The following is a 22,908-nucleotide window of genomic DNA, read 5'->3' as shown; positions in this document are numbered from 1 at the left end:
GCGCCCGATGAAGGTGTCCAAAATCATTAGGCCAGTTCAGTAGGCATGAAGAAGAGCCGCCGCCCCGCTTTCAAGAAGGCCGTGATTGAACTGGCTCAATGTCCTTCTTGCCGGGGGAACCTGATCTTCTTCGCTGGCTGCATGGTTAGCTTCATGGAGGGGCGAGAAGCTAAGTGAGTATTCGGACCGTTGACCAAGAAAGTGGAGAGCTGACACGTGACCCTCGCCGATCAAGGCAAAGCCGCTCGTCCCAGGGAGAGTTGCAGTACGGTGGGCTGACGTTGCGAATAGCGGCGCGTTCGGAAAGTCCTTGATTCGCCCCTCAAAGAGCCAATGGCGATCAGACTCTCTAGGGGCTGGAAGATCAACACTTAGATACGGGTTTTGGGCAAGTTGACAATCAATCTTCAAACAGCTTGAACAGCCCATAACCTATAGCCGCAATAGCTGCGACAGGAGCTGCTGCTGTCATGATCGCTCCGGCGGCCATCCCTCCGCCAACGACACTGCCGATCGATGCCATGCCAGATGCGATAGCAGCCCCTCCCGCAGTGCCCGCTGCCCCTGCGGTAGCAGCTAATGCAGCCCCGGTAGTGCCGGCGGTTGCGGACATAATAGTTGCAGCGGAGGCCCCAACCACCGTAGACGCGGTTGTGGCTGCAGTTGCCGCGGTAGCCGCCGCACCGACGCCACCTACCACTGTTGAACCTCTAACACCTTTGCTCATGCGCGCTCCTTTCGATGATGCAACTTTGCTGAATGGAGTCAATGTGCCACTATCGCGTGCATTTGTATATAGGTGCATGTGTGAGGCGAGTTACTCTGATTGCTGTAGCAGCCAATCGCCGCGCTTCCCACGTTCAGTGACCATGAACTGCCGTACCTTCGGGGTGTTACGGTACTGCTTGTCCAGTGGAGTGGCGCGTGTAATCGGCCCCCGTGTGCCAGCCAAAGCACATCTGAGTTTCCTTGACGCTTGATCCGTCGACCACCGGGCAGCATTTCAGGGCATGGATCCTGCCCATCCTGACACGCGTACGCCCCTGAAAAACAAATCCCGTGCAAAAACGTTGGTCATTTTAAATGCTTGTCCTGGGCTACCTGCTAGCTCACCCCCCGCCCAAAGAATCCGCGTAAATGCTCCACAAAAAACGCCACCTTCGCTGAAAGATTCAAGCGCTCCAGATACACCGCATAAATATCCGCCGGTGGCGTCTCCCAATCTTCCAGCACCTCTACCAGCCGCCCGCTGCGCAAGTGCTCGGTCAGGTTCCACTCGGCGCGCATCAAGATCCCCTGGCCGTCCAGCGCCCAGTTCAATGCCACTTCACCATCGTTGGTGCTCAAGCGCCCACCCACCTTCACCGTTTCGCTCTGCTTGCCGCGGCTGAAGCGCCACAGCCCGAATGCCGCATCGTTCTGGCGCAGCACGATGCAGTCGTGCTGCGCCAGGTCCTTCGGCGCCAATGGCGTGCCGTAGGCGGCCAGGTAGGCCGGGGTGGCGCACAGGCGTCGGCGGTTGGCGGCGATACGCCGGGCGATCAGGCGCGAATCGGGTAGGTCGCCGAAACGGATGGCCACATCGATCGCGTCGTCGGGCAGGTTGATCGGACGGTCGGTCAGGTGCAGTTGCACCTGCACCTCAGGGTGGCGTTGGGCGAACGATGAAATCGCTGGGGCTACATGGGTGCGGCCAAAGCCCAGTGGGGCGTTAACCCGTAGCAGGCCCTTGGGCTCGGCGCGGCTGCTGGAGACTTGGCGCTCCAGCTCTTCGATCTCCTCGAGGATGCGCCGGGCGTTGACCAGATAGGTCTCGCCTTCGGCCGTCAGGCTGATGCTGCGCGTGGTGCGATTGAGCAGGCGCACGCCCAGGCGCTGCTCCAGCTGGGCCAGGCGCTTGGAAACCGCAGGCGGGGTGAGGTTCAGCTCGCGCGCGGTCGCCGCCAAGCTGCCCAGCCGGACCAACTGGGTGAAAAAAGCCAGTTCCGATACCGCATTCATTGGTAACTCCAGGGAAATAATGATGTGAATTTCATTGTATTACAGCATTTCTGAAAAACCATTAACGTTGCCTGGCGTGATTAACCACAACAAAACTGGGCTATTCAGCTGCCTGCCTGGCAAGCCCAACCGCCACTCAATCCGACCCACAACAATAATTCGGAGACGGCAATGGCCAAGCGATACCTTGGAAAACTGTACGTGCAAGTCCTGATTGGCGTGACCTTGGGCATTCTGCTCGGGGTCTTCTGGCCCGAGGTTGGCGTCGATCTCAAGCCTTTGGGCGACGCCTTCATCAAACTCATCAAGATGGTCTTCGCCCCGGTGATCTTCGCCACCGTGGTGCTGGGCATCGCACGCATGGAGAACATGAAGGAGCTGGGCCGCGTAGGCATGCGTGCGCTGATCTACTTCGAAGTGCTGTCTACCTTCGCCCTGGTGCTGGGGCTGGTGGTGGTCAACATCGTTCAGCCAGGGCAGGGCATGAACGTCGACCCGGCTACCCTCGATGCCAAGAGCATCGCCAGTTACACCGCGGCCGCCAGCAGTGGCTCAGGGGGCTTGAGCGACTTCCTGCTGAACCTGATCCCCGCCAGCGTTATCGACGCTTTCGCCAAGAACGAGATCTTGCAGATTCTGCTGTTCTCCAGCCTGTTCGGCATCGCCCTGGCGCACCTGGGGCCACGCGGCAAGCCGGCAGTGGATGTACTCGAAGCGTTTTCCCACGGCATGTTCCATATCGTTGGCATGGTCATGCGTCTGGCGCCGTTGGCAGCTTGTGGGGCGATGGCATTTACCGTGGGCAAGTACGGGTTGGGCTCGATCGTGTCGCTGGGCAAGCTGATGGCGACCATGTACCTCACCTGCGTCATGTTCGTGGTGCTGGTGCTGGGCTTCATCGCGCGGCTGTCGGGTTTCAGCCTGTGGAAGCTGCTCAAATACTTGAAGGAAGAGCTGTTCACCGTGCTCGGAACCAGTTCCTCGGAATCGGTGGTGCCGCAACTGATGACCAAGCTTGAGCGCGTCGGTGTGTCCAAACCGGTGGTCGGCCTGGTGATCCCTTCGGGGCTGACCTTCAACCCCGATGGCCAGTGCATCTACTACACGATGGCGGCGATCTTCATCGCCCAAGCCACCAATACCCCGCTGACATTGATGGACCAACTGATCGTGCTCGGCGTACTGCTGCTGACCTCCAAGGGTTCGGCGGGGGTGACTGGTTCGGGCTTCATCACCCTGGCCGCAACGCTGGCGACCATGGACAACATCCCGGTGGCCGGCATGGTCCTGCTGTTGGGGGTAGACCGCTTCATGTCCGAAGCCCGTGCCATCACCAACACGATTGGCAACGCGGTCGGCACCGTGGCCATCGCCCGCTGGGTCGGCGCCCTCGATCAGCAGCGCCTGGAGCAGGTGCTGGCTGGCCAGCAACCGCCTGAGCCGGAACCGGCCGTCACCCCAATCCTTACCCGAAACGCCTGAACAGCGCCTTGTGCTGCAAAGAGGAGATAACCCCGTGGACACCACAATCGACAAAGACAACGCCGTGGCAACGCTCACCGACGTGTTGGCGAAATTCACTGCCTACATTGGTAAGCGCCTGCCCAAGGACGTGAAAGAAAAGACCGCCAAGCTACGCGCCGCCGAAACCAACCCGCTGGCCATCGCCGTGTACGACTCGATGGCCGACAACCAGGCCTACGCCGACAAACTCAATCGCCCCAGTTGCCAGGACACCGGGGTGATCCAGTACTTCATCTCTGCCGGTGCGCGCTTCCCGTTGCTGGGCGAGATGGAGGGCATCCTGGAGAACGCAACCAAGGAGGCCACTGTGCACGGGCCGCTGCGCCACAACGCCGTGGAAACCTTCATCGAGAAGAACACCGGCACTAACACCGGCTCGAAGATCCCGTGGCTGGATTGGGAAATCATCCCAGATGCCGACTACGCCATCGTTGACGTGTACATGGCCGGTGGCGGTTGCACCTTGCCGGGCTCGGCCAAGGTGCTGATGCCGGGGCAAGGCTATGAAGGGGTGGCCGAGTTCGTGTTCGATGTGATCACCTCACGCGGGGTCAACGCATGCCCACCGTTGCTGGTCGGGGTCGGGGTGTCCACTTCGGTGGAAACCGCCGCTCGGTTGTCGAAGAAAGCCATCCTGCGTCCGGTGGACTCCGCTCACCCCAACGAAAGCGCGGCGATGATGGAAAAGCTGCTCGAAGACGGCCTCAACGAAATCGGCATTGGCCCACAAGGCCTGACCGGTAACAGCAGCGTGATGGGGGTGAACATCGAGTCCTCCGCGCGCCACCCTTCGACCATCGGCGTGGCCGTCTCTACCGGTTGCTGGGCGCATCGGCGCGGCAAGATCCGCATCAACGCCGACCTCTCCTACGACATCCTCTCCCATGAAGGCGTGATTCTGTGAACAGTCCTGTGAAAAAGATCCTCAGCACCCCCATCAGCGATCAAGACCTGGCCGACCTCAACGTGGGCGATGTGGTGTACCTCACCGGGCAACTGGTGACCTGCCGTGACGTCGCCCACCGCCGTCTCATCGAACTGGGGCGCGAGTTGCCGGTGGACCTGCGCGGCGGGGCGATCTTCCACGCCGGCCCCATCGTCAAGAAGAAGGACGACGGCAGCTTCGAGATGGTGTCCATCGGCCCGACCACCAGCATGCGCATGGAAAAATTCGAGAAGCAGTTCATCGAGCAGACCGGCGTCAAGCTGATCGTCGGCAAGGGCGGCATGGGCCCGGAGACCACCACCGGCTGCCTGGAAAACAAGGCCGTGCACGCGGTATTTCCCGGAGGCTGTGCGGTTCTGGCGGCGACCCAGGTAGAAGAAATCGAGCGTGCCGAATGGCAGGACCTGGGCATGCCCGAGACGCTGTGGGTGAACCGTGTGCGCGAGTTCGGGCCGTTGATCATTTCCATCGACACCAAGGGCAATAACCTGTTCGAGCAGAACAAGGCCCGCTTCAACGCGCTCAAGGGCGCGGTGATCGAGAAGATCAACAGCCAGGTTCGTTTCATCAAGTAGGTACGGGCCGCCCCTGGCGCTTGCCTGCGTCCACGTCCGTGGACTGCCGCACAAAGGCGGCAGCCGCTGCGGGTGGGCGCGGGTAAGTCGTGCGTTCGGCAGGGCCGGCTCAGGCTTCCAGTGCCATCCTCAACACCGCACTCAAATGCCGGCGCTGGCTCTTTTCATGCTCCAGTAGCACCATGCGCCGGGTCAGTTGCGGCTCACCGAAGGGCAGTACGCTGGCGGGCGGCAGCCGTTCGAGGTCTTCATCGCTTATCGGTATGATCGCCACCCCCAGCCCCATGGCCGCCATGCGTGCCAGGGCCTCCTGGCTGTCCAGCTCCATTTGCTCGCTGACTTGCAGGCGCTGGCGGCGCAGCTCCTGCTCGATCTGACGTCCCGCCCAGGCGCGCTTGTCAAAGCGCAGAAACGGCTGGCTGGCCAGCAGTTCCGGCAGGCTGACCCCGATGAGTTCGGGACTGGAGATCGCCCAGAAGCGGTCCTCGAACAGGGGCGTGTATTGCAAGCTTTGCGGGTAGGGGCTGACCGGCTCGGTGGTGATTGCTGCATCGAGTTCGCCGTCTTCCACGCGTCGTGCCAGTTCTGCCGACATGCCCGATACCACGCTCACATGCAGTTGCGGGTGGTGCGCCTTGATCCACACCAATGCTCTTGGCAGGCGCCGGGCCAGTACGGTATGGATGGCTCCGATGCGCAGTCGGCCGCGCAGGCTCGAACCACTGGCCAGGGTGTCGGCTAGCTCGTCGTATGCGGCCAGGATAGTCTCGGCGCGAGCCACTGCCAGCTGGCCGGCTTCAGTCAGCACCACCTGGCGACGGCTACGGTCGAACAGCGTCACCTGCAACTCCACTTCGAGGGTCTTGATGTGCAGGCTCACCGCCGAGGGCGTCAGGCTGAGCAGGTCGGCGGCGCGGGCGAAGGTACCATGGCGGGCTATGGTCACCAGGGTGCGCAGGGCTTTGAGTGACACGCGAAGGGCTCCAAGGCAGGTGGCACAGGCCCACACCATACGCCATTAATCCTTCGGGAAGGGGTTCAGGCTGCAATCGATCCAGGCCTACGGAGAACAATTCAGGGCGCGCGATGACCGCGTTGCGCTTTCGAGGAGAACGCGATGTCCCTGGACCTGAACTTCATCTACTACTGCAACTTTCGTTTCGATGGCAAATTCCATGTGCGGTGTACCGGTGCCGATCTTGGCAAGGTGGCACGTATCCGGTACGTGCTGGAGCGCCTTGGTCCCGATGGCCCAGTTAAGTTGCAGGGCAAATCGGTGTACGGCCATGCCGCTAGCGGCAAGCTTGTCGACCATGGTTGCCCAATGACTTTCGTGACCCGTGAAACCGCTGGGCGCTTCGCCATTCGCCCGTCGGTCGTGCTGCTCGACCAGCATGCGACGGCGATGGGGCGGCCGACCGGGGCTGCTGGTGTGTTCGAGCTGGAGCCTCTGCTGTTGCAGGTGCAGGAGAGTGATCTTGACCGCAGCGTGCTGGACAAGGTGCCCCTGGCCGCTGACACACACACTGGCCGAACCAGGCGGCATGCCGAGCGAGGCCCGCACGATCCTTATGGCCAGTCGCTGCCAGGGCTGCCTCAGCCGCAAGACGGTGAGCGTTTTCCGTTGTTGTCGATCGGTTTCAGCGAGGGCGGCTATGAGCGACTGCTCGCTGACCTTGAGCCAGACAGCCTCTCTTCGCTGGTGCGCCTGTGGCCGTCGCTGGGGGCTGTCATTCAGCCGCTCCCATTGCTCGAAGCGCATGAGCGTGACGAGCCGGCGTTGGATGTGCTAAGGAACTACTGCACCCTCGAGCAGCCTGCGAGCATGAGCAACGACACCTACGTCGAGCTGCTCAAGACCTTGGCGGCTTTGGATTATGTGGTTTCGCTGCAGTTCCAAGGTACCCCTGAGTCACCCAATCTGGTGGCGCTCGGGGTGGCGGGGGTGCTGGCCACGCTGTTGACCGGTGCAGCATGGGCGGCCGGCGAGCGGGCTAACAGCAACGCCGCGCCGACACCTGATTTCGAGGTGCTGCAGCACTACCTGGACGCTCCAGGGCCTCGGTGGAAGGGCCTGAACATCCGTGCAGCCTGGGAGAAAGGAGTGACCGGTGAGGGTGGACGGATTCATTTTTCCGACGGGGGGCTGTTCCCCGAGCATGAGGACCTGCAAGGTAATCCAAAGCTGACGGTGGTCAACTCCACACCCAACGATGATCCGAAGCACGGCACCGCCTCGGCCGGTGTTCTGCTAGCGATGAACAATGGCTTTGGCATGACCGGTATCAGCCATGGCAGCGAACTGTTCCTTTACGACAATCGTGCCAGGGACGCTCGGCACGAGTCGCAGGTGCTCAAGGACCTGCTGCGCATGGTGGTACCGGGCGATATCGTCGGCATCAACCGGCAGACCGCCAACCTGCAGGTGCTGAGCACCTTCCTGCCCGCAGTGCATGATCGGTCATGGTGGGACGTGATCGCCCAGTTGACCCAACGTGGTGCTATCGTGGTCGTGGCAGCGGCCAATGGCAGCGGCGCTACCCTCGAGGACAAGGGAACGGTGCAGAGCTACGGTGTCGACCTAGGCGCCTGGTCGTACTTCAGCGACCATGGAGACGCCGACGCCATACTGGTGGGCGCCTGCCATTCCTGGGATGGCAAACCGCACCAATACTCCAACTTCAATTACCGCTACCGCATGCTCAACGCCTGGGGCGACAGTGTCGCCACGCTGTCCTACGGCGTGCTTCAGGACAAGCCGGGAGAAAACCGGGACTACACCGATAACTACAGCGGCACGTCTTCGGCCACACCGATGGTCACTGGTGCGTTGAGTCTCGTGCAGTCCTACGCCATGACCCGGCACCACGTATACCTGGATGCCAACCAGATGCATTTGCTGATCACGGCGTCGGGTCACAAGGACGCCACCCTGCCATTGACCGACACCCTGCCCATGGGGGCGCGACCGGATGTAGCAGCGGCTCTGGCCTTGCTCGACCGCCTGTTGGGCGGGGGCGATTTCGACCAGGGCTGACGGGCCATCAAGTCACGCCTTGTGGCCGGCACGGTACAAGGCGTTGGGATCCAGGCCGGTGGCTCAGACGCGGAACTGGTCCATCAAGCTTTGTTGCTGGTTGGCCAGGTTGTTCAGCGACTGACTCACGCGTGCCGACTCGTTGGCTTGTCCTGACAGCGATTCGGTGACGTCGCGGATGGTCGCGACATTGTGGTTGATTTCCTCGGCCACAGCGCTCTGCTCTTCGGCGGCGCTGGCGATCTGCAGGTTCATGTCGGTGATCACCGTCACGGCCTGGCCGATGCGTTGCAGCGCGGTGACGGCCTGGCCGACCTGCTCGACACCACCCTGGGCCTGACGGTGGCTGCTGTCCATGGCGCCGACCACTTCCTGGGTGCCGGCCTGCAAGGCTTCGATCACCTGGCGTGTTTCCTCCACCGATTCCTGGGTGCGTCGCGCCAGGTTACGCACCTCGTCGGCGACCACGGCGAAGCCACGCCCGGCTTCGCCGGCACGGGCCGCTTCGATGGCCGCGTTCAGGGCCAGCAGGTTGGTCTGCTCGGCGATCGAGCGAATCACCTCCAGTACCGAACCAATCTTCTCGCTGTTACGCGCCAGGCCTTCTACCTGAGCCATGGCGCTGTTCATGTCGGCGGCCAGGGTGTCGATGCTGCTGGTGGTGCGGTCGATCACTGCCAGGCCTTCACGGGTGGCCTGGTCGGCGTCGCGCGCAGCCTGGGCCGCCTGGGCCGCGCTGCGGGCGACGTCCTGGGCGGTGGCGCTCATTTCGTGGGAGGCGGTGGCCACCTGATCGACTTGGCGATACTGCTGCTCCATGCCTGCGCTGGTCTCGGCGGCGATCGCCGCAGACTGGTCGGCGGTGCCGCGAGCGGCTTGCACCGAGCGTTTCACCTCGGCGATGGTCGGCTGCAACTTGTCGAGGAAGCGGTTAAACCAGCCGGCCAGCTCGCCCAGCTCATCGCGTTTTTCGTATTGCAAGCGGCGGGTCAGGTCGCCTTCACCGCTGGCGATGTCCTTGAGCATGGCGGCCACGCCAAGAATTGGCCGGGTCACGCTGCGAGCTGTTAGCCATACCAGCAGCAGGCCGGCGATGGCGGCGGCCAGGCCCAGGCCCAACTCCAGTAGGGTGCCGCTGGTGTTGAGGGCATCGAGCGCCTGCTTAAGCGTTTCGGCAGGGCCGGTGAGGACGCTTTCCGGCACATCCAGCAGCACCCCCCACGGCTTGCCGCCGGGGATTGGCTCGAAGGCCCCGAGCACTTTCAGGCGCTGCTGGCCATGCACGATCTGTAGCTTGCCGTCGGCCAGCTTGCGCACCAGCGCTGCGCCCTGTGCCGTGTCGACCTGATCCAGACGCTGCGCCAGTTTGCTGGCATCGGCGCTGTAGCCGGCGAGCAAGCCTACCGGGCTGAGAATGGCGACCGTGGTACGGCCTTCGTACAGGCTGCGGCTGGCCGATTCGCTCAGGGCCTGCAAGCTGTTGAGGTTGATGTCGATGGACAAGGTGGCGATCACCTTGCCGTTGGCCTTTAGCGGGAACACGATGCTGGTCATCAGCACCCGTTGCCCTTCGATGTCATAGAAGTACGGCTCGACCACACATACCTGGCCGCTGCTGCGCGGGCACACCCACCAGGTATTTGCGGGCTCGCCGCTGGGGCCGATGGCGGTATTGGCCATGTCCTGCTCAGGTAGGGCCATGGCGGTCAACTGGCCGGCGCGCGGTTGCGACCAGTACAGGGCGAAACGCCCGGTTTCGTTGCTGCCCAGCGCCGCTTGTCCGGCGAACAGCTTGTCCTTGCCGTCCAACGCGTCGGGCTCGAATACCAGTGACAGGCCCAGCAGCTCGGGGTTGGCCTGCAGTGCGGCACGCACTTGCGCGGTCATGTCCTGGCGCAGGTCATAGGCATCGAGAAAACGCTTTTCAGCCTGTTCGCGCAGGAACAGCACCTGGCGCGCGAAGCCTGCGCCGTACTGGTAGGCGTCCATGAACTGGCGACGAATGTTCAGTGACTGGACCTCACTCTGGGACTCGATACGGGCCTGGGCGGCCTCGGTCAACATCTGCATGCTGCTGGCCTTGACCAGGTCGGAGCTGTGGTCCATGCGGTACAGCGAAAGGCCGACCAGCAGGGTGACGATACTGGCCAGGCACAAACCGGCCAGTAGGGTGATCTTCCATTGAATCGAGAGTTGTCGCAGCGCAGGCATGGGGGCAAATCCCTTCTAATTAGGTTTTGATGCTGCCGTGTATGTCGGCGTGGTCAGCTTTTTCTTTATTTGAACGTTCAATTTAAATCATGCGACGTTAGTCGCACATAGGCGAGCGGGGGTTTTTGACTTCTGCTGGCCTGTGCTTCAGAGTGTGCGCCCTTCATAACAACATCATTAAGCCCGGCCACTGCCTGCGCGCAGCTGTCGCCGGAACGCTCGCTTTTTGTCTGTCGAATCGAGGTTTGTACACCATGAATGCAGTGATTGCCGCGGTCGGGGTCATGCTGGTCCTGAGCCTGTCCCGCGTGCATGTCGTCATCGCCCTGATCGTCGGTGCCCTGGTCGGGGGCCTGGTCGGTGGATTGGGGATCGAAGGAACGCTTCTGGCCTTCAATGGCGGTCTGGGCGGCGGGGCGACCGTAGCGTTGTCCTATGCCTTGCTGGGCGCCTTCGCCGTGGCCATCGCCAAGTCGGGTCTGGCCCATGCGCTGGCCGATCGCGCCTTGGCGATGATCGACCGTCAGGGCCATGTCGAAGGCGGCAAGGTGAAATGGCTGCTGATCGGCCTGATGCTGGTGGTGGCGGTGTCGTCGCAGAACCTGCTGCCGATCCACATCGCCTTCATTCCGCTGTTGGTGCCGCCGCTGCTGTACGTGCTGACGCGCTTGCGCATCGACCGACGACTGATCGCCTGTGTGATCACGTTCGGCTTGATCACGCCATACATGTTCCTGCCGGTGGGTTTTGGCAACATCTTCCTCAATCAGATCCTGCTGGCCAATGTCAGTCGCGCCGGGGTCGATGTCAGCGCTGTGAACGTTACCCATGCCATGGCCATTCCAGCGGCGGGCATGCTCGCAGGTCTGTTGCTGGCGGTGTTTTTCAGCTATCGCAAGCGGCGTGATTACGACCTGGCGCGCATCGAGCAGGTCGAGCAGGCGAGCGTTCGTTACAACCCGCTGACGCTGCTGGTGGCCGGTGTGGCGATTGCCGCGGCGTTCATCATCCAGCTGTGGCTGGACTCGATGATCATCGGTGCCATGGTCGGCTTTCTGATCTTTTCGCTGTCGGGCATCGTGCGCTGGAAGGAAACCGACGACCTGTTCACCGAAGGCATGAAGATGATGGCCATGATCGGCTTCATCATGATCGCAGCGTCGGGGTTTGCCGACGTGATGAAAGCCACCGGCCATGTGCAGAGCCTGGTGCAGACCGCCGCGCAGTGGATCGACCACAGCAAGGGCGTCGGCGCCTTGATGATGTTGCTGGTGGGCTTGCTGGTGACCATGGGCATTGGCTCGTCGTTCTCGACCGTACCGATTCTGGCGGCGATCTTCGTGCCGCTGTGTGTGCAACTGGGCTTCGACCCTGTCGCTACCGTGTGCATCGTTGGCACCGCCGGCGCCTTGGGCGATGCCGGTTCGCCGGCCTCGGACTCGACCCTGGGGCCGACCTCGGGGCTCAACGTCGATGGTCAGCACCATCATATCTGGGACACGGTGGTACCGACGTTCATCCACTACAACCTGCCGTTGCTGGGGTTTGGCTGGTTGGCGGCGATGACCCTCTGAGGCTGCACAGGCCGGCGGCCAGGTTGCCGCTGGCACGCCCGCATGATAGAAATCGAGCCTGCCATTCAGATGTTGAATACCCCGATGTCCATCAGCGTTAAATCGAATAGAGCCCTGTTCGACCTCGACCTGCTGCGCGCTATCGTGGTGGTGGCCGATTGCGGCAGTTTCACCACCGCTGCCGCGCGTCTGCACTCCACCCAATCCACCATCAGCCAAAAGGTTCGCCGCCTTGAAGACATGGTCGGCCATCGCTTGCTGGTACGCGGCAACCGCGATGTGCTGCCCACCGACGCCGGCCAGACCTTGCTCGGCTATGCCCGGCACATGCTGGCCCTGAACGACCAGATGCTCGAAGCCCTGGCCGGGGCAATGGTCGGCGTGACCCTGCGCCTGGGTGTGCCGGAGGACTTCGTCGGTGGGCGTACCACCAATGCCTTGTCGGCCTTCAGCCGCGAGCATCCGCAGGTCAAGCTTGAGGTCACCAGTGGGTTGTGTCGCGACCTGAGCCAGGCCTACGACAATGGCGAGCTGGACCTGGTGCTGCTCAAGCAGCGGCGCAACAGCCGCGAAGGAGTGGCCTGCTGGCCTGAACGCCTGCAATGGATCGACAGCGCGCGCATGCCGTCCTTCGAACTGGACCCCGTGCCGCTGGTGACCTTTCCTCCACGTGGTTTGTACCGTGACGACATGATCAGCGCCATCGAAGGCATGGGCCGACGTTGGCGTATCAGTTTCACCAGTTCCAGTCTGAGCGGCATCCAGGCGGCGGTGGCCGACGGCATGGGTATCAGTCTGTTGCCAACGCGTGCGGCCACCCACGAGCATCGCGTGCTAGGCGGCGCCGAGGGGCTGCCGGAGGTGGACAGCTACGAGATCGTGATCGTCTGCCGACCGACCGCGGATGTCATGGTCAAGGCATTGGCCCAGGTCCTGACCCAATTGCTGGGCGAGCAGGCGATCTGAGCGGCGTCAGCCGCAAGAGGGGCAGCCAGGTACAAGGCAGCTGGCAGGCTCGGGCAAGCGCGGCGCGTGGCGAAAGGCGATAGTGGCGCCGCCTCACCAGGCAGTCTTCATACTTCATAGACGCTGCATTTGAACGCCGGCCTTGTGCCGGCGTTTTTTTTCAGCACGCTGCAATCCTGCGCATCGGGTCAGAGCGCGACCCCTTGCGCGAGCGCGTTGGTGCTCTCACAAGGGGTAAGGTTGGCCCTAGAACGGCACGGCCACCGTCAGTTGGCTGTACACGTTGGTTCCGTCGCCACCGACCTGGTTACCGCCGTTGCTTTGATCTTTACGCGGTTGGTACAGGCCTACCAGCGGGCTGATGATCAAATGTTCGTTGACTGCCCATTCGACGTAGAAATCCAGTTCGCGGGCATCGAGGTTCAGGCTGTTGCGGGTGCGCACGGTGTCGAAGTCGAAGTACAGCGCGCCCACCGTGACATTTTCCAACGGCGTGGCTTTCAGCCCCACATGATGGATGCCAGTGTTGCTGTTGAAGGGGCCGGCGTAGTTGGCCGCCACCTCGCCCTGGAACCAGGTGCCGTAGCCGCTGGACAGTCCACTGAACAGCGGGTCCCATTCGGCCGAGTAGCGGGTGTAGCGATAGGTCAAGGTCGGCGCCCAAGGCACATCGGCGAAGGTATAGCCGGCTTGCACGTACCAGGCCTGCTCCGGGCCGCCACGCTTGTCCTGCCAGGCGTATTCGAAGGCGAAGTTGGCGTGCTCGATCCCTGCATCGCCTTCGCCGCGCAGGCTGTACACGTCCATGCCTTCGCGGGCTTTCTGGAATTCACTGGCCCACTGGCCGGTCACACCGATACCGTGGATCCAGGTCAGCCCCAGCGTACCCAGGGCGTGGGTGTAGTCCAGGGTGGCGGCGGCAAGCTCGGTCTCGGCTTGAGCGCGGTTATCGGATTTGAGCCACAGCAGGCTGCCATGCAGCCCGTCCTGCCCGCCCAGGCGCAGCATCGCCGTGCGGTCGAACGCATGCCGGGCCGCCAGGTAGTAGGCACCGCCGCGGTCAAGCGCGCCGTCGGCCACGCCGTTGCCCAGGTTCGGACCGTCGTCATTGATCAAGAAACCACTGCCCAGGCGAATGGTCTGGCGGCCTGCGGACACATCCACGCCATCCTTGCCCAGCAACGGGAACAGATCGCCAGAGCGCCAGCCCAGGTAGGCATCCTCGATCTTGGTGGTGCGCTCGGAGCCATCGGTATTGCCAGCGGCATCGCCATCGCCCCAGGTGGCCGAGCTGACCCAGTTGAGCGCGCCGTACAGCGTACCGTTGCCGGCCAGTCCCTGATCGCCGCTCAGGCCGTATTTGATGAACCCTTCGCGCCAGGTCGAGCCACCGGCGGTGCCGTCGTAGTTCTTGCGGCTGTTGAATATGCCCCAGACCGCGAGCATGTCGGCGTTCAGGTGGCTGTCGTCGTCGGCATACAGCTCGTAGGCCGGCGCCGCCTGGCTGGCGAGCAAGGCCGCCAAGGCCAGGGTGGACAGCATGTGTGGTTTGACCATTGCACTTCCCTCGTTGACGTTCGCACCCTGGAGGGCGCCTTTTGTTGTGAGGCGCCTCGTGGTGGCGAGGGCCGTCGCGGTTGGCAGCGACGGTGTATTAGCGCGTGTCAGGCGGGGTGGGGTCTTGTTCGAGGCTGCCAAGACGCTTGCACGCCCTGGCCAGAACCGTGAGCCGCTCAGTAGCGGATCATCACCGACTTGAGTTCAGTGAAGTCATCGATGAACGCCGAGCCGAATTCGCGGCCGATCCCGGAAGCCTTGATACCACCGAATGGCACGGCCGGGTCGAGCAGGGTGTGCATGTTGACCCATAGCGTGCCGGCTTGGATTTCCGGGATCAGGCGCATGGCCTTGCCCAGGTCGTTGGTCCACAGACTGGCGCTCAAACCGTAGGGGCTGGCGTTCATCAGGTGCAGCAGTTCGTCTTCGCTGTCATAGGGCAGGAAGGTCGCCACAGGGCCGAATGTCTCCTGGTTGAGCAGGGTGTCGCTGGGGCTTTTGGCCAGGATCACCGTGGGCTCGACGAAGCAGCCAGGGCCATCGCCGATGCGTCCGCCATGGATGATCTGACTGCCTTCGGCACGGGCTGTGGCGAACAGCTCGGCGAGTTTCTGCTGGTGCGGCTTGTTGGCCACCGGGCCGAACTGGGTGGTTTCATCCAGGGGCGAGCCGACCTTCAGCTGGCCCAGGCGTTCTCCGAGGGCGTCGAGCAGCGGGTCCAGGCGCGAACGATGCACATAGAAGCGCTCGCCCGCAGCGCAGATCTGTCCTGAGTGCAGGAAACCCGCCTCGATGATGCCGTCCACGGCTTTGTCGATCCCAACGTCGGACAGGAACGCCACCGCGTTCTTGCCGCCCAGCTCCAGGGTCGCACGGGTGAGCTTGGCGCCCATCGCCGCCTGGCCGACCGCGATGCCGGTGGGCACGGAGCCGGTAAACGATACCTTGTCGGTATCAGGGTGCTCGATCAGCGCCTCGCCGACCTGGCCTGCACCGGTCAGCACGTTCAGCGCGCCCGCAGGCAAGCCGGCCTGGCTGGCCAGCTCGGCGATGCGCAGCAGGGTCAGCGGGGTGAACTCGCTAGGCTTGATGATGATGCTGCAACCGGTGGTCAGGGCCGAGGCGAGCTTCCAGATGGCGATCATGGTGGCGAAGTTCCACGGCACGATGCCCACCACCACGCCGATCGGCTCGCGCAGGGTGTATGCACTGTAGCGCTCACCGGCGAACGAGGGCAGTGACGGGGTGATGGTCTGACCGGTGATCTTGGTCGCCCAGCCGGCGTAGTAGCGCAGGAAATGCGCTGCCTGTTCAACTTCGAAAGCCCGCGAAATGCCGATCAGCTTGCCCGACTGCAGGGTTTCTAGCTGGGCCAGCTCTTCACGGTTGGCCTCCAGCAGATCGGCCAGCTTGAACAACACGGCGGCGCGGGCGGCGGGGCTGGTGCGTGACCAGACGCTGAAGCCCTGACGGGCCGAGGCCACGGCCTGGTCGACTTCAGCCGGGCTGGCGTCGGCGATATGGGCAATGGTCTGGCCGTCGGCCGGGTTGATCACGGCAATCTTCGCGCCGCTCTGGCTGGCGACCGCCTGGCCGTGGATGAACAGGCCGTGCTCACGGGCCAGAAAGGCGCGGACGGCGGGAAGCAGGGGGATATCGCTCATGGGAACTCCGAGGCAGATGTGAAGAACGGCTCGCAGGCCGCCAGAGCGTTGGAGCATAGTGAGGGGGGTGAGACGGTGCTTGTGTCTGCGTGACAGCGACATGACCCTGAGTGCCAAGTGTTTACAGCGGCACCGCAGAGCCCCTGGCAGCCAGCAACAAAGCTCACGGCAGCCACGGGCAAGACGCTGTGCAACAGGCGGCGCACAGTGCTCGGGCAGGGAGGCAACCGCCGTGCGCGCAGGTTCGTCTGCCGCGTCCAACGCAATAACAACAAGCCGGGGCTACAACGATGTCACTCAACAACTCGCTCACCGAGCATCTCAACCGGGGCACCGTCGGTTTCCCTACCGCACTGGCCAGCACCATCGGGCTGATCATGGCCAGCCCCGTGATCCTCACCGCGACCATGGGCTTCGGGATTGGCGGCGGTGCGTTCGCCATCGCTATGGTCATTGCCGCGCTGATGATGCTGGCACAGTCCACCACCTTCGCCGAGGCGGCCTCGATCCTGCCGACGACCGGCTCGGTGTACGACTACATCAACTGCGGCATGGGCCGTTTCTTCGCCATCACCGGGACCTTGTCGGCCTACCTGATCGTGCATGTGTTCGCCGGCACCGCCGAAACCATTCTCTCGGGGGTGATGGCACTGGTGAACTTCGAGCACCTCAATACCTTGGCCGAGTCCGCCGGTGGTTCGTGGTTGCTGGGGGTGTGTTTCGTGCTGGCGTTCGCGGTGCTCAATGCCTTTGGCATCAGTGCCTTCAGCCGTGCCGAGGTGATCCTGACCTTCGGCATGTGGACCACCCTGATGGTGTTTGGTGTGCTGGGCCTGATCGCCGCACCTGCGGTGACGCTGGAGGGGCCGTTCGGTGCATCGCTGGTGGGCACCGACCTGATGACCATCCTCTCACTGATCGGCATGGCGATGTTCATGTTCGTGGGCTGCGAATTCGTCACACCCCTGGCGCCGGAGTTGCGCCGCTCGGCCTGGGTGCTGCCGCGGGCCATGGCCCTAGGGTTGTTCGGCGTGGCCAGCTGTATGTTCATCTACGGCGCAGCGATGAAGCGTCAGGTCGAGAACGTGCTGCTCGATGCCGCCACCGGCGTGCACTTGCTCGACACGCCCATGGCTATCCCGCGCTTCGCCGAGCAGGTGATGGGCGATATCGGGCCGGTATGGCTGGGGATCGGTTTCCTGTTTGCGGGCGCCGCTACCATCAACACGCTGATGGCTGGGGTGCCACGCATCCTCTACGGTATGGCCGTCGACGGCGCGCTGCCCAAGGTCTTTGCCTACTTGCACCCGCGCTTCAAGACGCCGCTGCTGTGCATCCTGGTGGTGGCGCTGATTCCGTGCCTGCATGCCTGGTACTTGGGCGGCAACCCGGACAACATCTTGCACCTGGTCCTGGCAGCGGTCTGTGCCTGGAGTACCGCCTACCTTCTGGTCACCGTGTCGGTGGTGATCCTGCGTATCCGCCGCCCGGACCTGCCGCGCGCCTATCGCTCGCCGCTGTTCCCGTTGCCACAGATCGTCTCCAGCGCCGGCATCCTGATTGGCATGGCCTTCATCACCCCGCCTGGCATGAACCCGGCCGATATCTATGTGCCCTTCGCCATCATGCTCGCAGGCACCGCCACCTACGCGTTGTTCTGGACTCTGGTGGTGCAGAAGGTCAATCCGTTCAAGCCGGCGCGTGTCGAGGATGTGCTGCGCAAAGAGTTCGCCGCCGAGCCAGGCCATGCCGTGGAGCGTACCCAGCATGATCAGACGTTTGCGTGAGCGCCTGCTGGCGCCTCGCGCGCCGGCTGGTTACCGACCTGGGGTGACCCTCGGGCACCTGGCGCGCAACCTCGGGCCACTGCCGATGCTGCGCCGCGAAGCGGCGGTGGGCACGCTCCAGGCTCAGGGCTGGAGCGCTGAGGTGCGCGAGTGTGTTGAGGCGCACTTGCTGATGCACGTGGTCAGCTGTGAGTTCCGCGTGCAGGTGCCTGCCCTGCAACAGGGCGATGTGCGCTTGGTGTTGCGTCATACCGGTGCGATTCGCCGCACCGGCGTGAGCTGCGTGCGGCGTGGTGGCGATGCGCAGCGCTTCACCCAAGTCCGCGAGGCCCTGCTGGGCGATGCGGCCTTGTTGGCTGCCCTGATGCCTCTGGACTTCAAGCGTCTGACCCTGGAGTGTCGCGACGGCCAGTGGTCGCTGGCCCTGGAGCACATGGGTGGCAGTGAGGTGGTCAACCGCATGCCGGCGTTTCGGCGCTATATCCAGATCAGCCCATCGCAGCGCGAGCATCTGCTAGCCAGTCTGGGGTTGTTCAGCGAAAGACTGCAACGTATCTGACACTTTCTGGCACATCCCTTGCTGCTGTTCTCGGCGTACAGATGACAGTTGTGTGCACATTGTTAACATGTTATCAATGGGTGCATAACAACAACTCACGCGTCGAGGGCAGCCATGCTTCTTCAACAACCCGACCGTCAAGGGCTCGAACGTTGGACCCAGGCCATGCAGCAGATCTGCGGCCGTTTCGAGACCCAGCTTGCCTCCAATCATTCGTTGTTCATCGGTGAGGTGTCCGCCTGCACGCGCGCAGGCCTGCCGGTCGCCAGCCTGCGCACCAACGCCGGCAAGATCCGCCGTCTGGGCGAGAACCCCGCGCTGGATGACGATCAGCACTGTTTTCTGGTCAGCCAGCGTACCGGCCATTCGAGCATCGCTCAGGGCGGTACGCGTATTAGCCTGGCGCCGGGCGAGTTGCTGTTGATGGATTCGGTCGGGCAATGCGAAATCCTCCCCAATGGCCTGATCGAGCATGTGTCGCTGGCCTTGCCGCGCGAGCAAGTGCGCAAGCATGTGCAAGGCAGCGGTGCGATGTTCGGCAAGATATCCTCGAGCAATGCCTGTGGGCGCATGCTGCACATGCTGATGGATCAGTTGTGCAAGGAGGGGAGCGGCAATGACGACGGCGTCCAGGGCGAGGCCTTGCAGAGCGCGTTCATGGCGTTGCTGGAGCCAGGATTCGAGCGCGGTGACGCCGATGCGTGCAACCTGGGGATGCTCAGCGGTGCCCAGCTGCGTGGCTATGTGCAGCGGGTAATCGATGAATCGCTCTCACAGCCAGGGCTGACCCCGGCAAGCCTGGCGGGGCGGCTGAACATCTCGGTACGTCAACTGTACCGCTTGTTCGAAGAGCAGGGCGACAGCGTGTGCAGGTATATCCAGCGTGCGCGCCTACAGCGCAGCGCCGACGATCTGGCCAACCCGTTCTTCAGGAGCGAGTCGATCACCTCGATCGCCTACAAATGGGGGTTCACCGACTCGGCGCATTTCAGCCGTTCGTTCAAGAAGCAGTTCGAGCAGTCGCCCAAGGACTTCCGGGCGCAGGCGATAGCCTGAAATGCCACATCGCAGGCTGCAACCCGCGCATGCTGCTTAAGGCGTGGGTGAGGCCTGCGATGTGCTGAGGCAAGGCTTGAGGCGTCGTGCTGTGTTCAAGCCTTGTGCTGCGAAGGGAGTACCGCGGTTGCCGTCTCAGGCGACAGCCAGGTAGTGCTTGACGAACGACTCGCTCAGCACTTCCCACAGCACCGGGGTGCCCTTGGTGACGAACCACGCATCACCGGCTTTGTAGCGGGTGACTTGGCCGGTGGATTCGTCGGTCAGCTGGATCTCTCCGGTGACGATGACTGCTTGTTCATCGAACGGATAGACCATGCGGAATATGCCACGGGTGGTGCCGAAGTAGGCGCTGCTGACCGCATCGGTCGGTGCGCCGTAGGTCATCTTGCCGTAGCACTTGAGTTCGCCTTCTAGGATGGTCGAGCCCAGGTCGGCAACGGTGCCCCAGGCATCGAGTTCGGACAGTTGGATGCCTTGTCTGGCGGCGGTAAGGGTCATGGCAGTTCTCCAGTGGGTGGGTGAAGGTTCAACGACGGCCGTTGAAGTAGCCCGAGAGCTGGTGCACGGTCTTGCCGGCGGTCAGCAGCAACGGGCGCAAGTGATCCTTGCCAAAGATTCGCGCATGCTTGACCGAGCGGATCAGCTCGTAGCGCGCTGAGCCTTGGTGCATGCCTTCGGCGAGGATCTTGCAAATGATGTGGCTGGGGGTGACGCCAAAGCCCGAGTAGCCCTGTACGTAGAAAGCGTTGGGGCGGTTGCTCAAGGTGCCGATCTGCGGGAACAGGTTGGCACTGGTGGCCATCGGCCCGCCCCAGGCCAGGTCGATGCGCACATCCTTGAGGTACGGGAAGATCTTCAGCATCAGGGCGCGGTTCCAGGCTTTCAGGTCCAGGGGAATGCGCTCGATGAACGGGGTGGCAGCGCCGAACAGCAGGCGGTTCTCGCGTGTTACCCGGTAGTAGTCGATGACCGGGCGGATATCACTGTAGGCGCCGCGAATCGGGCTGATACGCTGGATCAGCTCATCTGGCAGCGGCTCAGTCATCATCTGGAAGGCGTAGGTGTTGATGGTGCGCGCATGCAGCTCGGGCTCCAGCTTGTTGAGGAAGCTGTCGCAGGCCCACAGCAGCTTGCTGGCGCGCACCGAGCCGCGCCCGGTACGCACGTGGATGCGCTCGCCATACGTCACCTCCAGCGCCGGGCTGTGTTCGAAGATCCGCGCACCGTGCCCGACCAGCGCCTGGGCCTCGCCGAGCAGCAGGTTGAGCGAGTGTACGTGGCCGCCGCCCATGTGCAGCAAAGCACTGCTGTAGGCGTCGCTGCCGATGATCTGGCGTACCTCCGATCCCCCGAGGAAGCGAATCTCGTCGCGTGGGTTGATTGCCTTGAAGTCTTTTTCCCAGGCCCGCAAGGTCTTTTCCTGGCGGCGGTTGAAGCCCATGTAGCCATAGCCGTGGCAGAAGTCGGCATCGATCGCGTAGCGGGCGATACGCTCCTTGATGATGCCGGCGCCCAGCTCGCTGATCTCGAAGATCTGTTTCAGGCCCTGCTCGCCGACGCTGTGCCTGATTTTCTCCAGGTCGTGGCCGATACCCGCCATGATCTGCCCACCATTGCGCCCGGTGCCGCCGAAACCCAGGTAGCGGGCTTCGAGCACGACGACATTGGTAATGCCTTGCTCTGCCAGCTCCAGCGCGGTGTTGATGCCTGAGAAACCGCCGCCGATAACCACGACATCGGCGTCGATGTCGTGCTCCAGGGTGGGGAAGCTCAGGTTGTATTTCTTGGTGGCCGTGTAGTAGGTCGGGGTTTCGGTGGTGATCATGACGCTGCCTGCTGAATGGGAAGTGTGGTGGGGCCGTTACGGTCGACGTGTCCACGCAGGCCATTGAGCGCCTAACGATGGGTAGGTGTCTTGCCCAAGCCTGCCATGATGATTGACTAGCCTGCCAGCACTGGATCCAGCTAACAGGCTTGACGTTGGCAGAAGACTTGGTAATCATGCCGTTCATGAATATGTTAATCAATCGGTCGCGCTATTACCGCTACGCCACCTCTAACTGAGGCGGTCGTTGCGCTGTGCACGTCTACCGCCCGAGGCGGCCGGACGTGGGTCTCGCTCCTTGGGCCTTCACACCCAGGAGTCACCATGAACGATCCACACAACGACCTGCTCGGTCATCTACAAGCCCGCGGTTTCGTCCACCAGAGCACCGACCTCGACGGCCTGCGCGCGCACCTTGCGCAGGGACCACGTACCGTCTACCTGGGCTTCGATGCCACCGCCGATAGCCTGCATGTGGGGCATTTGCAGGGCCTGATGCTGATGCGTTGGCTGCAAAAGGCCGGGCATCGGCCGATTCTGCTGATCGGCGGCGCCACGACCCGTATCGGCGACCCGAGCTTTCGCGACGAGAGCCGTCCGATCCTCAAGCCCGCACAGATCCAGGCCAATATAGACGGTATCACGCGCACATTCGGCCGCTACCTGCACCTGGGCGAGGGCGCAGGACGGGTGGTCGACAACGCCGAGTGGCTCGACGGCATTGGCTACCTGGCCTTTCTCGACCAGGTTGGCCGTTACTTCTCGATCAACCGCCTGCTGACCTTCGATGCCGTGCGCCAGCGCCTGGATCGAGAGCATTCGCTGTCGTTCCTGGAGTTCGGCTATACCTTGCTGCAAGCCCACGACTTCACTGAACTGGCGCGCCAGTACGATTGCACCGTGCAGCTGGGCGGGGCGGATCAATGGGCCAATATCATCAATGGTGTGGAGCTGGCCCGGCGGCGCGACCAGCGCCAGTTGTTTGGCCTGACCATGCCCCTGTTGACCAGCAGCGACGGCAAGAAGATGGGTAAGTCGGTCAACGGCGCGGTGTGGCTGGACGAGCGGCGTCTACCGAGCTTCGATTTCTGGCAGTTCTGGCGCAATTGCGATGACCGCGATGTGTCGCGCTTCCTGGCGCTGTTCACCGAACTGTCGTTGACACGTATCGCCGAACTCTGTGCCGAAGGCGGTGCGGCGCTGAACCAGGCCAAGACCTTGCTGGCTGACCACGTCACGGCCCTGGCCCACGGTGCCGAGGCTGCGCGCCAAGCCCGCGAGGCGGCCAGCGGTGTGTTCGGCGCAGGCGAGGCTGGTGGCTTGACCACCCTGACCTTGGCACGCGCCAGCGTTCACGCGGCAAGCCTGGCCGAAGTGCTTGTGCAGGCCGGCTTGCAAACCTCGCGCGGCGCCGCCAGGCGCCTGGCAGAAGGCGGCGGACTGCGCCTGGATGGCGAGGTGGTGAAATCAGTGGACGCGCCGCTGCCAGCCGACCGGCAACGCTGGCGCGTCAGCCTGGGCAAGAAACGCCACTACCAGCTGGTGCTCGAATAGCCGCGTACTGGGCAGATGGTTAATGTATTAATGAGCGCGTGCTGGCATACTCGCCAGCACGCTTTTTGT

At 62.9% G+C, this 22,908-nt stretch carries 17 protein-coding genes and 2 pseudogenes; 10 read left to right on the top strand and 9 right to left on the bottom strand.

All coding sequences use genetic code 11. The features are described 5' to 3' along the window. Positions 1 to 853: 853 nt before the first annotated feature. Both FEM01_RS24355 and FEM01_RS04875 read right to left on the bottom strand, forming a co-directional pair. A pseudogene (locus FEM01_RS24355) lies at positions 854 to 959 on the bottom strand (DUF6434 domain-containing protein); the annotation flags it as partial. Positions 960 to 1,104: 145 nt separating this feature from the next. Continuing rightward, positions 1,105 to 2,001: a LysR family transcriptional regulator gene (locus tag FEM01_RS04875; protein WP_138218139.1), complete on the bottom strand. Its 897-nt coding sequence runs from the start codon at positions 1,999 to 2,001 to the stop codon at positions 1,105 to 1,107. Positions 2,002 to 2,172: 171 nt separating this feature from the next. On the opposite strand from FEM01_RS04875, the gene FEM01_RS04870 reads away from it, so the two are divergent. From FEM01_RS04870 to ttdB, 3 genes are read left to right on the top strand one after another with little or no spacing between them, the layout of a single operon-like run. Further along, a complete protein-coding gene (locus tag FEM01_RS04870; protein WP_138218138.1) occupies positions 2,173 to 3,483 on the top strand; it encodes a dicarboxylate/amino acid:cation symporter in 1,311 nt (436 codons plus the stop codon). 46 nt (positions 3,484 to 3,529) lie between these two features. Beyond that, positions 3,530 to 4,429 carry a L(+)-tartrate dehydratase subunit alpha gene (ttdA, locus tag FEM01_RS04865; RefSeq protein ID WP_138218178.1) on the top strand — a complete coding sequence of 300 codons (900 nt, stop codon included), beginning with the start codon at positions 3,530 to 3,532 and terminating at the stop codon, positions 4,427 to 4,429. A gap of 8 nt (positions 4,430 to 4,437) precedes the next feature. Continuing rightward, positions 4,438 to 5,046, top strand: a complete 609-nt coding sequence (gene ttdB / locus FEM01_RS04860) for a L(+)-tartrate dehydratase subunit beta (protein WP_138218177.1) — start codon at positions 4,438 to 4,440, stop codon at positions 5,044 to 5,046. 109 nt (positions 5,047 to 5,155) lie between these two features. On the opposite strand, the gene FEM01_RS04855 is transcribed toward ttdB, so the two are convergent. Beyond that, entirely contained in the window at positions 5,156 to 6,019 is an 864-nt protein-coding gene (locus FEM01_RS04855; protein WP_138218137.1) for a LysR family transcriptional regulator, read from the bottom strand. A 144-nt stretch (positions 6,020 to 6,163) separates the two neighbouring features. Between FEM01_RS04855 and FEM01_RS04850 the strand changes: the two genes are divergently transcribed. Next, complete coding sequence (locus FEM01_RS04850) at positions 6,164 to 8,083, top strand: S8 family serine peptidase (RefSeq protein ID WP_138218136.1); 1,920 nt, start codon at positions 6,164 to 6,166, stop codon at positions 8,081 to 8,083. Positions 8,084 to 8,146: 63 nt separating this feature from the next. Here the strand turns inward: FEM01_RS04850 and FEM01_RS24650 are convergent, their stop codons facing one another. Then, entirely contained in the window at positions 8,147 to 8,902 is a 756-nt protein-coding gene (locus FEM01_RS24650) for a methyl-accepting chemotaxis protein (protein ID WP_416781920.1), read from the bottom strand. Between the two features lie 102 nt (positions 8,903 to 9,004). Next, a pseudogene (locus FEM01_RS24645) lies at positions 9,005 to 9,970 on the bottom strand (HAMP domain-containing protein); the annotation flags it as partial. A gap of 578 nt (positions 9,971 to 10,548) precedes the next feature. On the opposite strand from FEM01_RS24645, the gene FEM01_RS04840 reads away from it, so the two are divergent. Together FEM01_RS04840 and FEM01_RS04835 are read left to right on the top strand one after the other, a co-directional pair. Then, positions 10,549 to 11,868: a Na+/H+ antiporter family protein gene (locus tag FEM01_RS04840; protein ID WP_138218134.1), complete on the top strand. Its 1,320-nt coding sequence runs from the start codon at positions 10,549 to 10,551 to the stop codon at positions 11,866 to 11,868. Positions 11,869 to 11,952: 84 nt separating this feature from the next. Continuing rightward, on the top strand, positions 11,953 to 12,834 hold the full coding sequence (locus FEM01_RS04835; protein WP_138218133.1) for a LysR substrate-binding domain-containing protein: 882 nt from the start codon (positions 11,953 to 11,955) through the stop codon (positions 12,832 to 12,834). Between the two features lie 246 nt (positions 12,835 to 13,080). Here the strand turns inward: FEM01_RS04835 and FEM01_RS04830 are convergent, their stop codons facing one another. After that, complete coding sequence (locus FEM01_RS04830; protein WP_138218132.1) at positions 13,081 to 14,391, bottom strand: alginate export family protein; 1,311 nt, start codon at positions 14,389 to 14,391, stop codon at positions 13,081 to 13,083. A 176-nt stretch (positions 14,392 to 14,567) separates the two neighbouring features. Next, complete coding sequence (locus FEM01_RS04825; protein ID WP_138218131.1) at positions 14,568 to 16,055, bottom strand: aldehyde dehydrogenase family protein; 1,488 nt, start codon at positions 16,053 to 16,055, stop codon at positions 14,568 to 14,570. Positions 16,056 to 16,345: 290 nt separating this feature from the next. On the opposite strand from FEM01_RS04825, the gene FEM01_RS04820 reads away from it, so the two are divergent. From FEM01_RS04820 to feaR, 3 genes are all read left to right on the top strand, one after another. Then, on the top strand, positions 16,346 to 17,842 hold the full coding sequence (locus FEM01_RS04820; RefSeq protein ID WP_138218130.1) for an APC family permease: 1,497 nt from the start codon (positions 16,346 to 16,348) through the stop codon (positions 17,840 to 17,842). Then, positions 17,823 to 18,401, top strand: a complete 579-nt coding sequence (locus tag FEM01_RS04815; protein ID WP_138218129.1) for a DUF3156 family protein — start codon at positions 17,823 to 17,825, stop codon at positions 18,399 to 18,401. Before FEM01_RS04820 ends, FEM01_RS04815 begins: the two co-directional genes overlap by 20 nt. Before the next feature lie 114 nt (positions 18,402 to 18,515). Next, positions 18,516 to 19,457, top strand: coding sequence for a transcriptional regulator FeaR (feaR, locus tag FEM01_RS04810; protein ID WP_138218128.1), 942 nt, complete (start codon positions 18,516 to 18,518; stop codon positions 19,455 to 19,457). Positions 19,458 to 19,592: 135 nt separating this feature from the next. Here feaR and FEM01_RS04805 read toward each other — a convergent pair whose 3' ends face one another. After that, positions 19,593 to 19,958: a cupin domain-containing protein gene (locus tag FEM01_RS04805; RefSeq protein ID WP_138218127.1), complete on the bottom strand. Its 366-nt coding sequence runs from the start codon at positions 19,956 to 19,958 to the stop codon at positions 19,593 to 19,595. A gap of 28 nt (positions 19,959 to 19,986) precedes the next feature. Continuing rightward, complete coding sequence (locus FEM01_RS04800) at positions 19,987 to 21,285, bottom strand: NAD(P)/FAD-dependent oxidoreductase (RefSeq protein WP_138218126.1); 1,299 nt, start codon at positions 21,283 to 21,285, stop codon at positions 19,987 to 19,989. A 324-nt stretch (positions 21,286 to 21,609) separates the two neighbouring features. Here FEM01_RS04800 and tyrS point away from each other — a divergent pair, with 324 nt between their 5' ends. Then, positions 21,610 to 22,839: a tyrosine--tRNA ligase gene (tyrS, locus tag FEM01_RS04795; RefSeq protein WP_138218125.1), complete on the top strand. Its 1,230-nt coding sequence runs from the start codon at positions 21,610 to 21,612 to the stop codon at positions 22,837 to 22,839. The last annotated feature ends 69 nt before the right edge of the window (positions 22,840 to 22,908 follow it).

This window comes from Pseudomonas mosselii, assembly GCF_005796105.1.
GTDB lineage: Bacteria > Pseudomonadota > Gammaproteobacteria > Pseudomonadales > Pseudomonadaceae > Aquipseudomonas > Aquipseudomonas mosselii_C.
This window is presented reverse-complemented; position numbering and strand designations above follow the sequence as displayed.

Coding starts and splice junctions, on each gene's coding strand:
- tyrS (WP_138218125.1), top strand. CDS start 21,610: ATGAACGATCCACACAACGACCTGCTCGGTCATCTACAAGCCCGCGGT.
- FEM01_RS04820 (WP_138218130.1), top strand. CDS start 16,346: ATGTCACTCAACAACTCGCTCACCGAGCATCTCAACCGGGGCACCGTC.
- FEM01_RS04875 (WP_138218139.1), bottom strand. CDS start 2,001: ATGAATGCGGTATCGGAACTGGCTTTTTTCACCCAGTTGGTCCGGCTG.
- FEM01_RS04815 (WP_138218129.1), top strand. CDS start 17,823: ATGATCAGACGTTTGCGTGAGCGCCTGCTGGCGCCTCGCGCGCCGGCT.
- FEM01_RS04850 (WP_138218136.1), top strand. CDS start 6,164: ATGTCCCTGGACCTGAACTTCATCTACTACTGCAACTTTCGTTTCGAT.
- feaR (WP_138218128.1), top strand. CDS start 18,516: ATGCTTCTTCAACAACCCGACCGTCAAGGGCTCGAACGTTGGACCCAG.
- FEM01_RS04825 (WP_138218131.1), bottom strand. CDS start 16,055: ATGAGCGATATCCCCCTGCTTCCCGCCGTCCGCGCCTTTCTGGCCCGT.
- FEM01_RS04870 (WP_138218138.1), top strand. CDS start 2,173: ATGGCCAAGCGATACCTTGGAAAACTGTACGTGCAAGTCCTGATTGGC.
- FEM01_RS04800 (WP_138218126.1), bottom strand. CDS start 21,285: ATGATCACCACCGAAACCCCGACCTACTACACGGCCACCAAGAAATAC.
- FEM01_RS04835 (WP_138218133.1), top strand. CDS start 11,953: ATGTCCATCAGCGTTAAATCGAATAGAGCCCTGTTCGACCTCGACCTG.
- FEM01_RS24650 (WP_416781920.1), bottom strand. CDS start 8,902: ATGGAGCAGCAGTATCGCCAAGTCGATCAGGTGGCCACCGCCTCCCAC.
- FEM01_RS04840 (WP_138218134.1), top strand. CDS start 10,549: ATGAATGCAGTGATTGCCGCGGTCGGGGTCATGCTGGTCCTGAGCCTG.
- FEM01_RS04805 (WP_138218127.1), bottom strand. CDS start 19,958: ATGACCCTTACCGCCGCCAGACAAGGCATCCAACTGTCCGAACTCGAT.
- FEM01_RS04830 (WP_138218132.1), bottom strand. CDS start 14,391: ATGGTCAAACCACACATGCTGTCCACCCTGGCCTTGGCGGCCTTGCTC.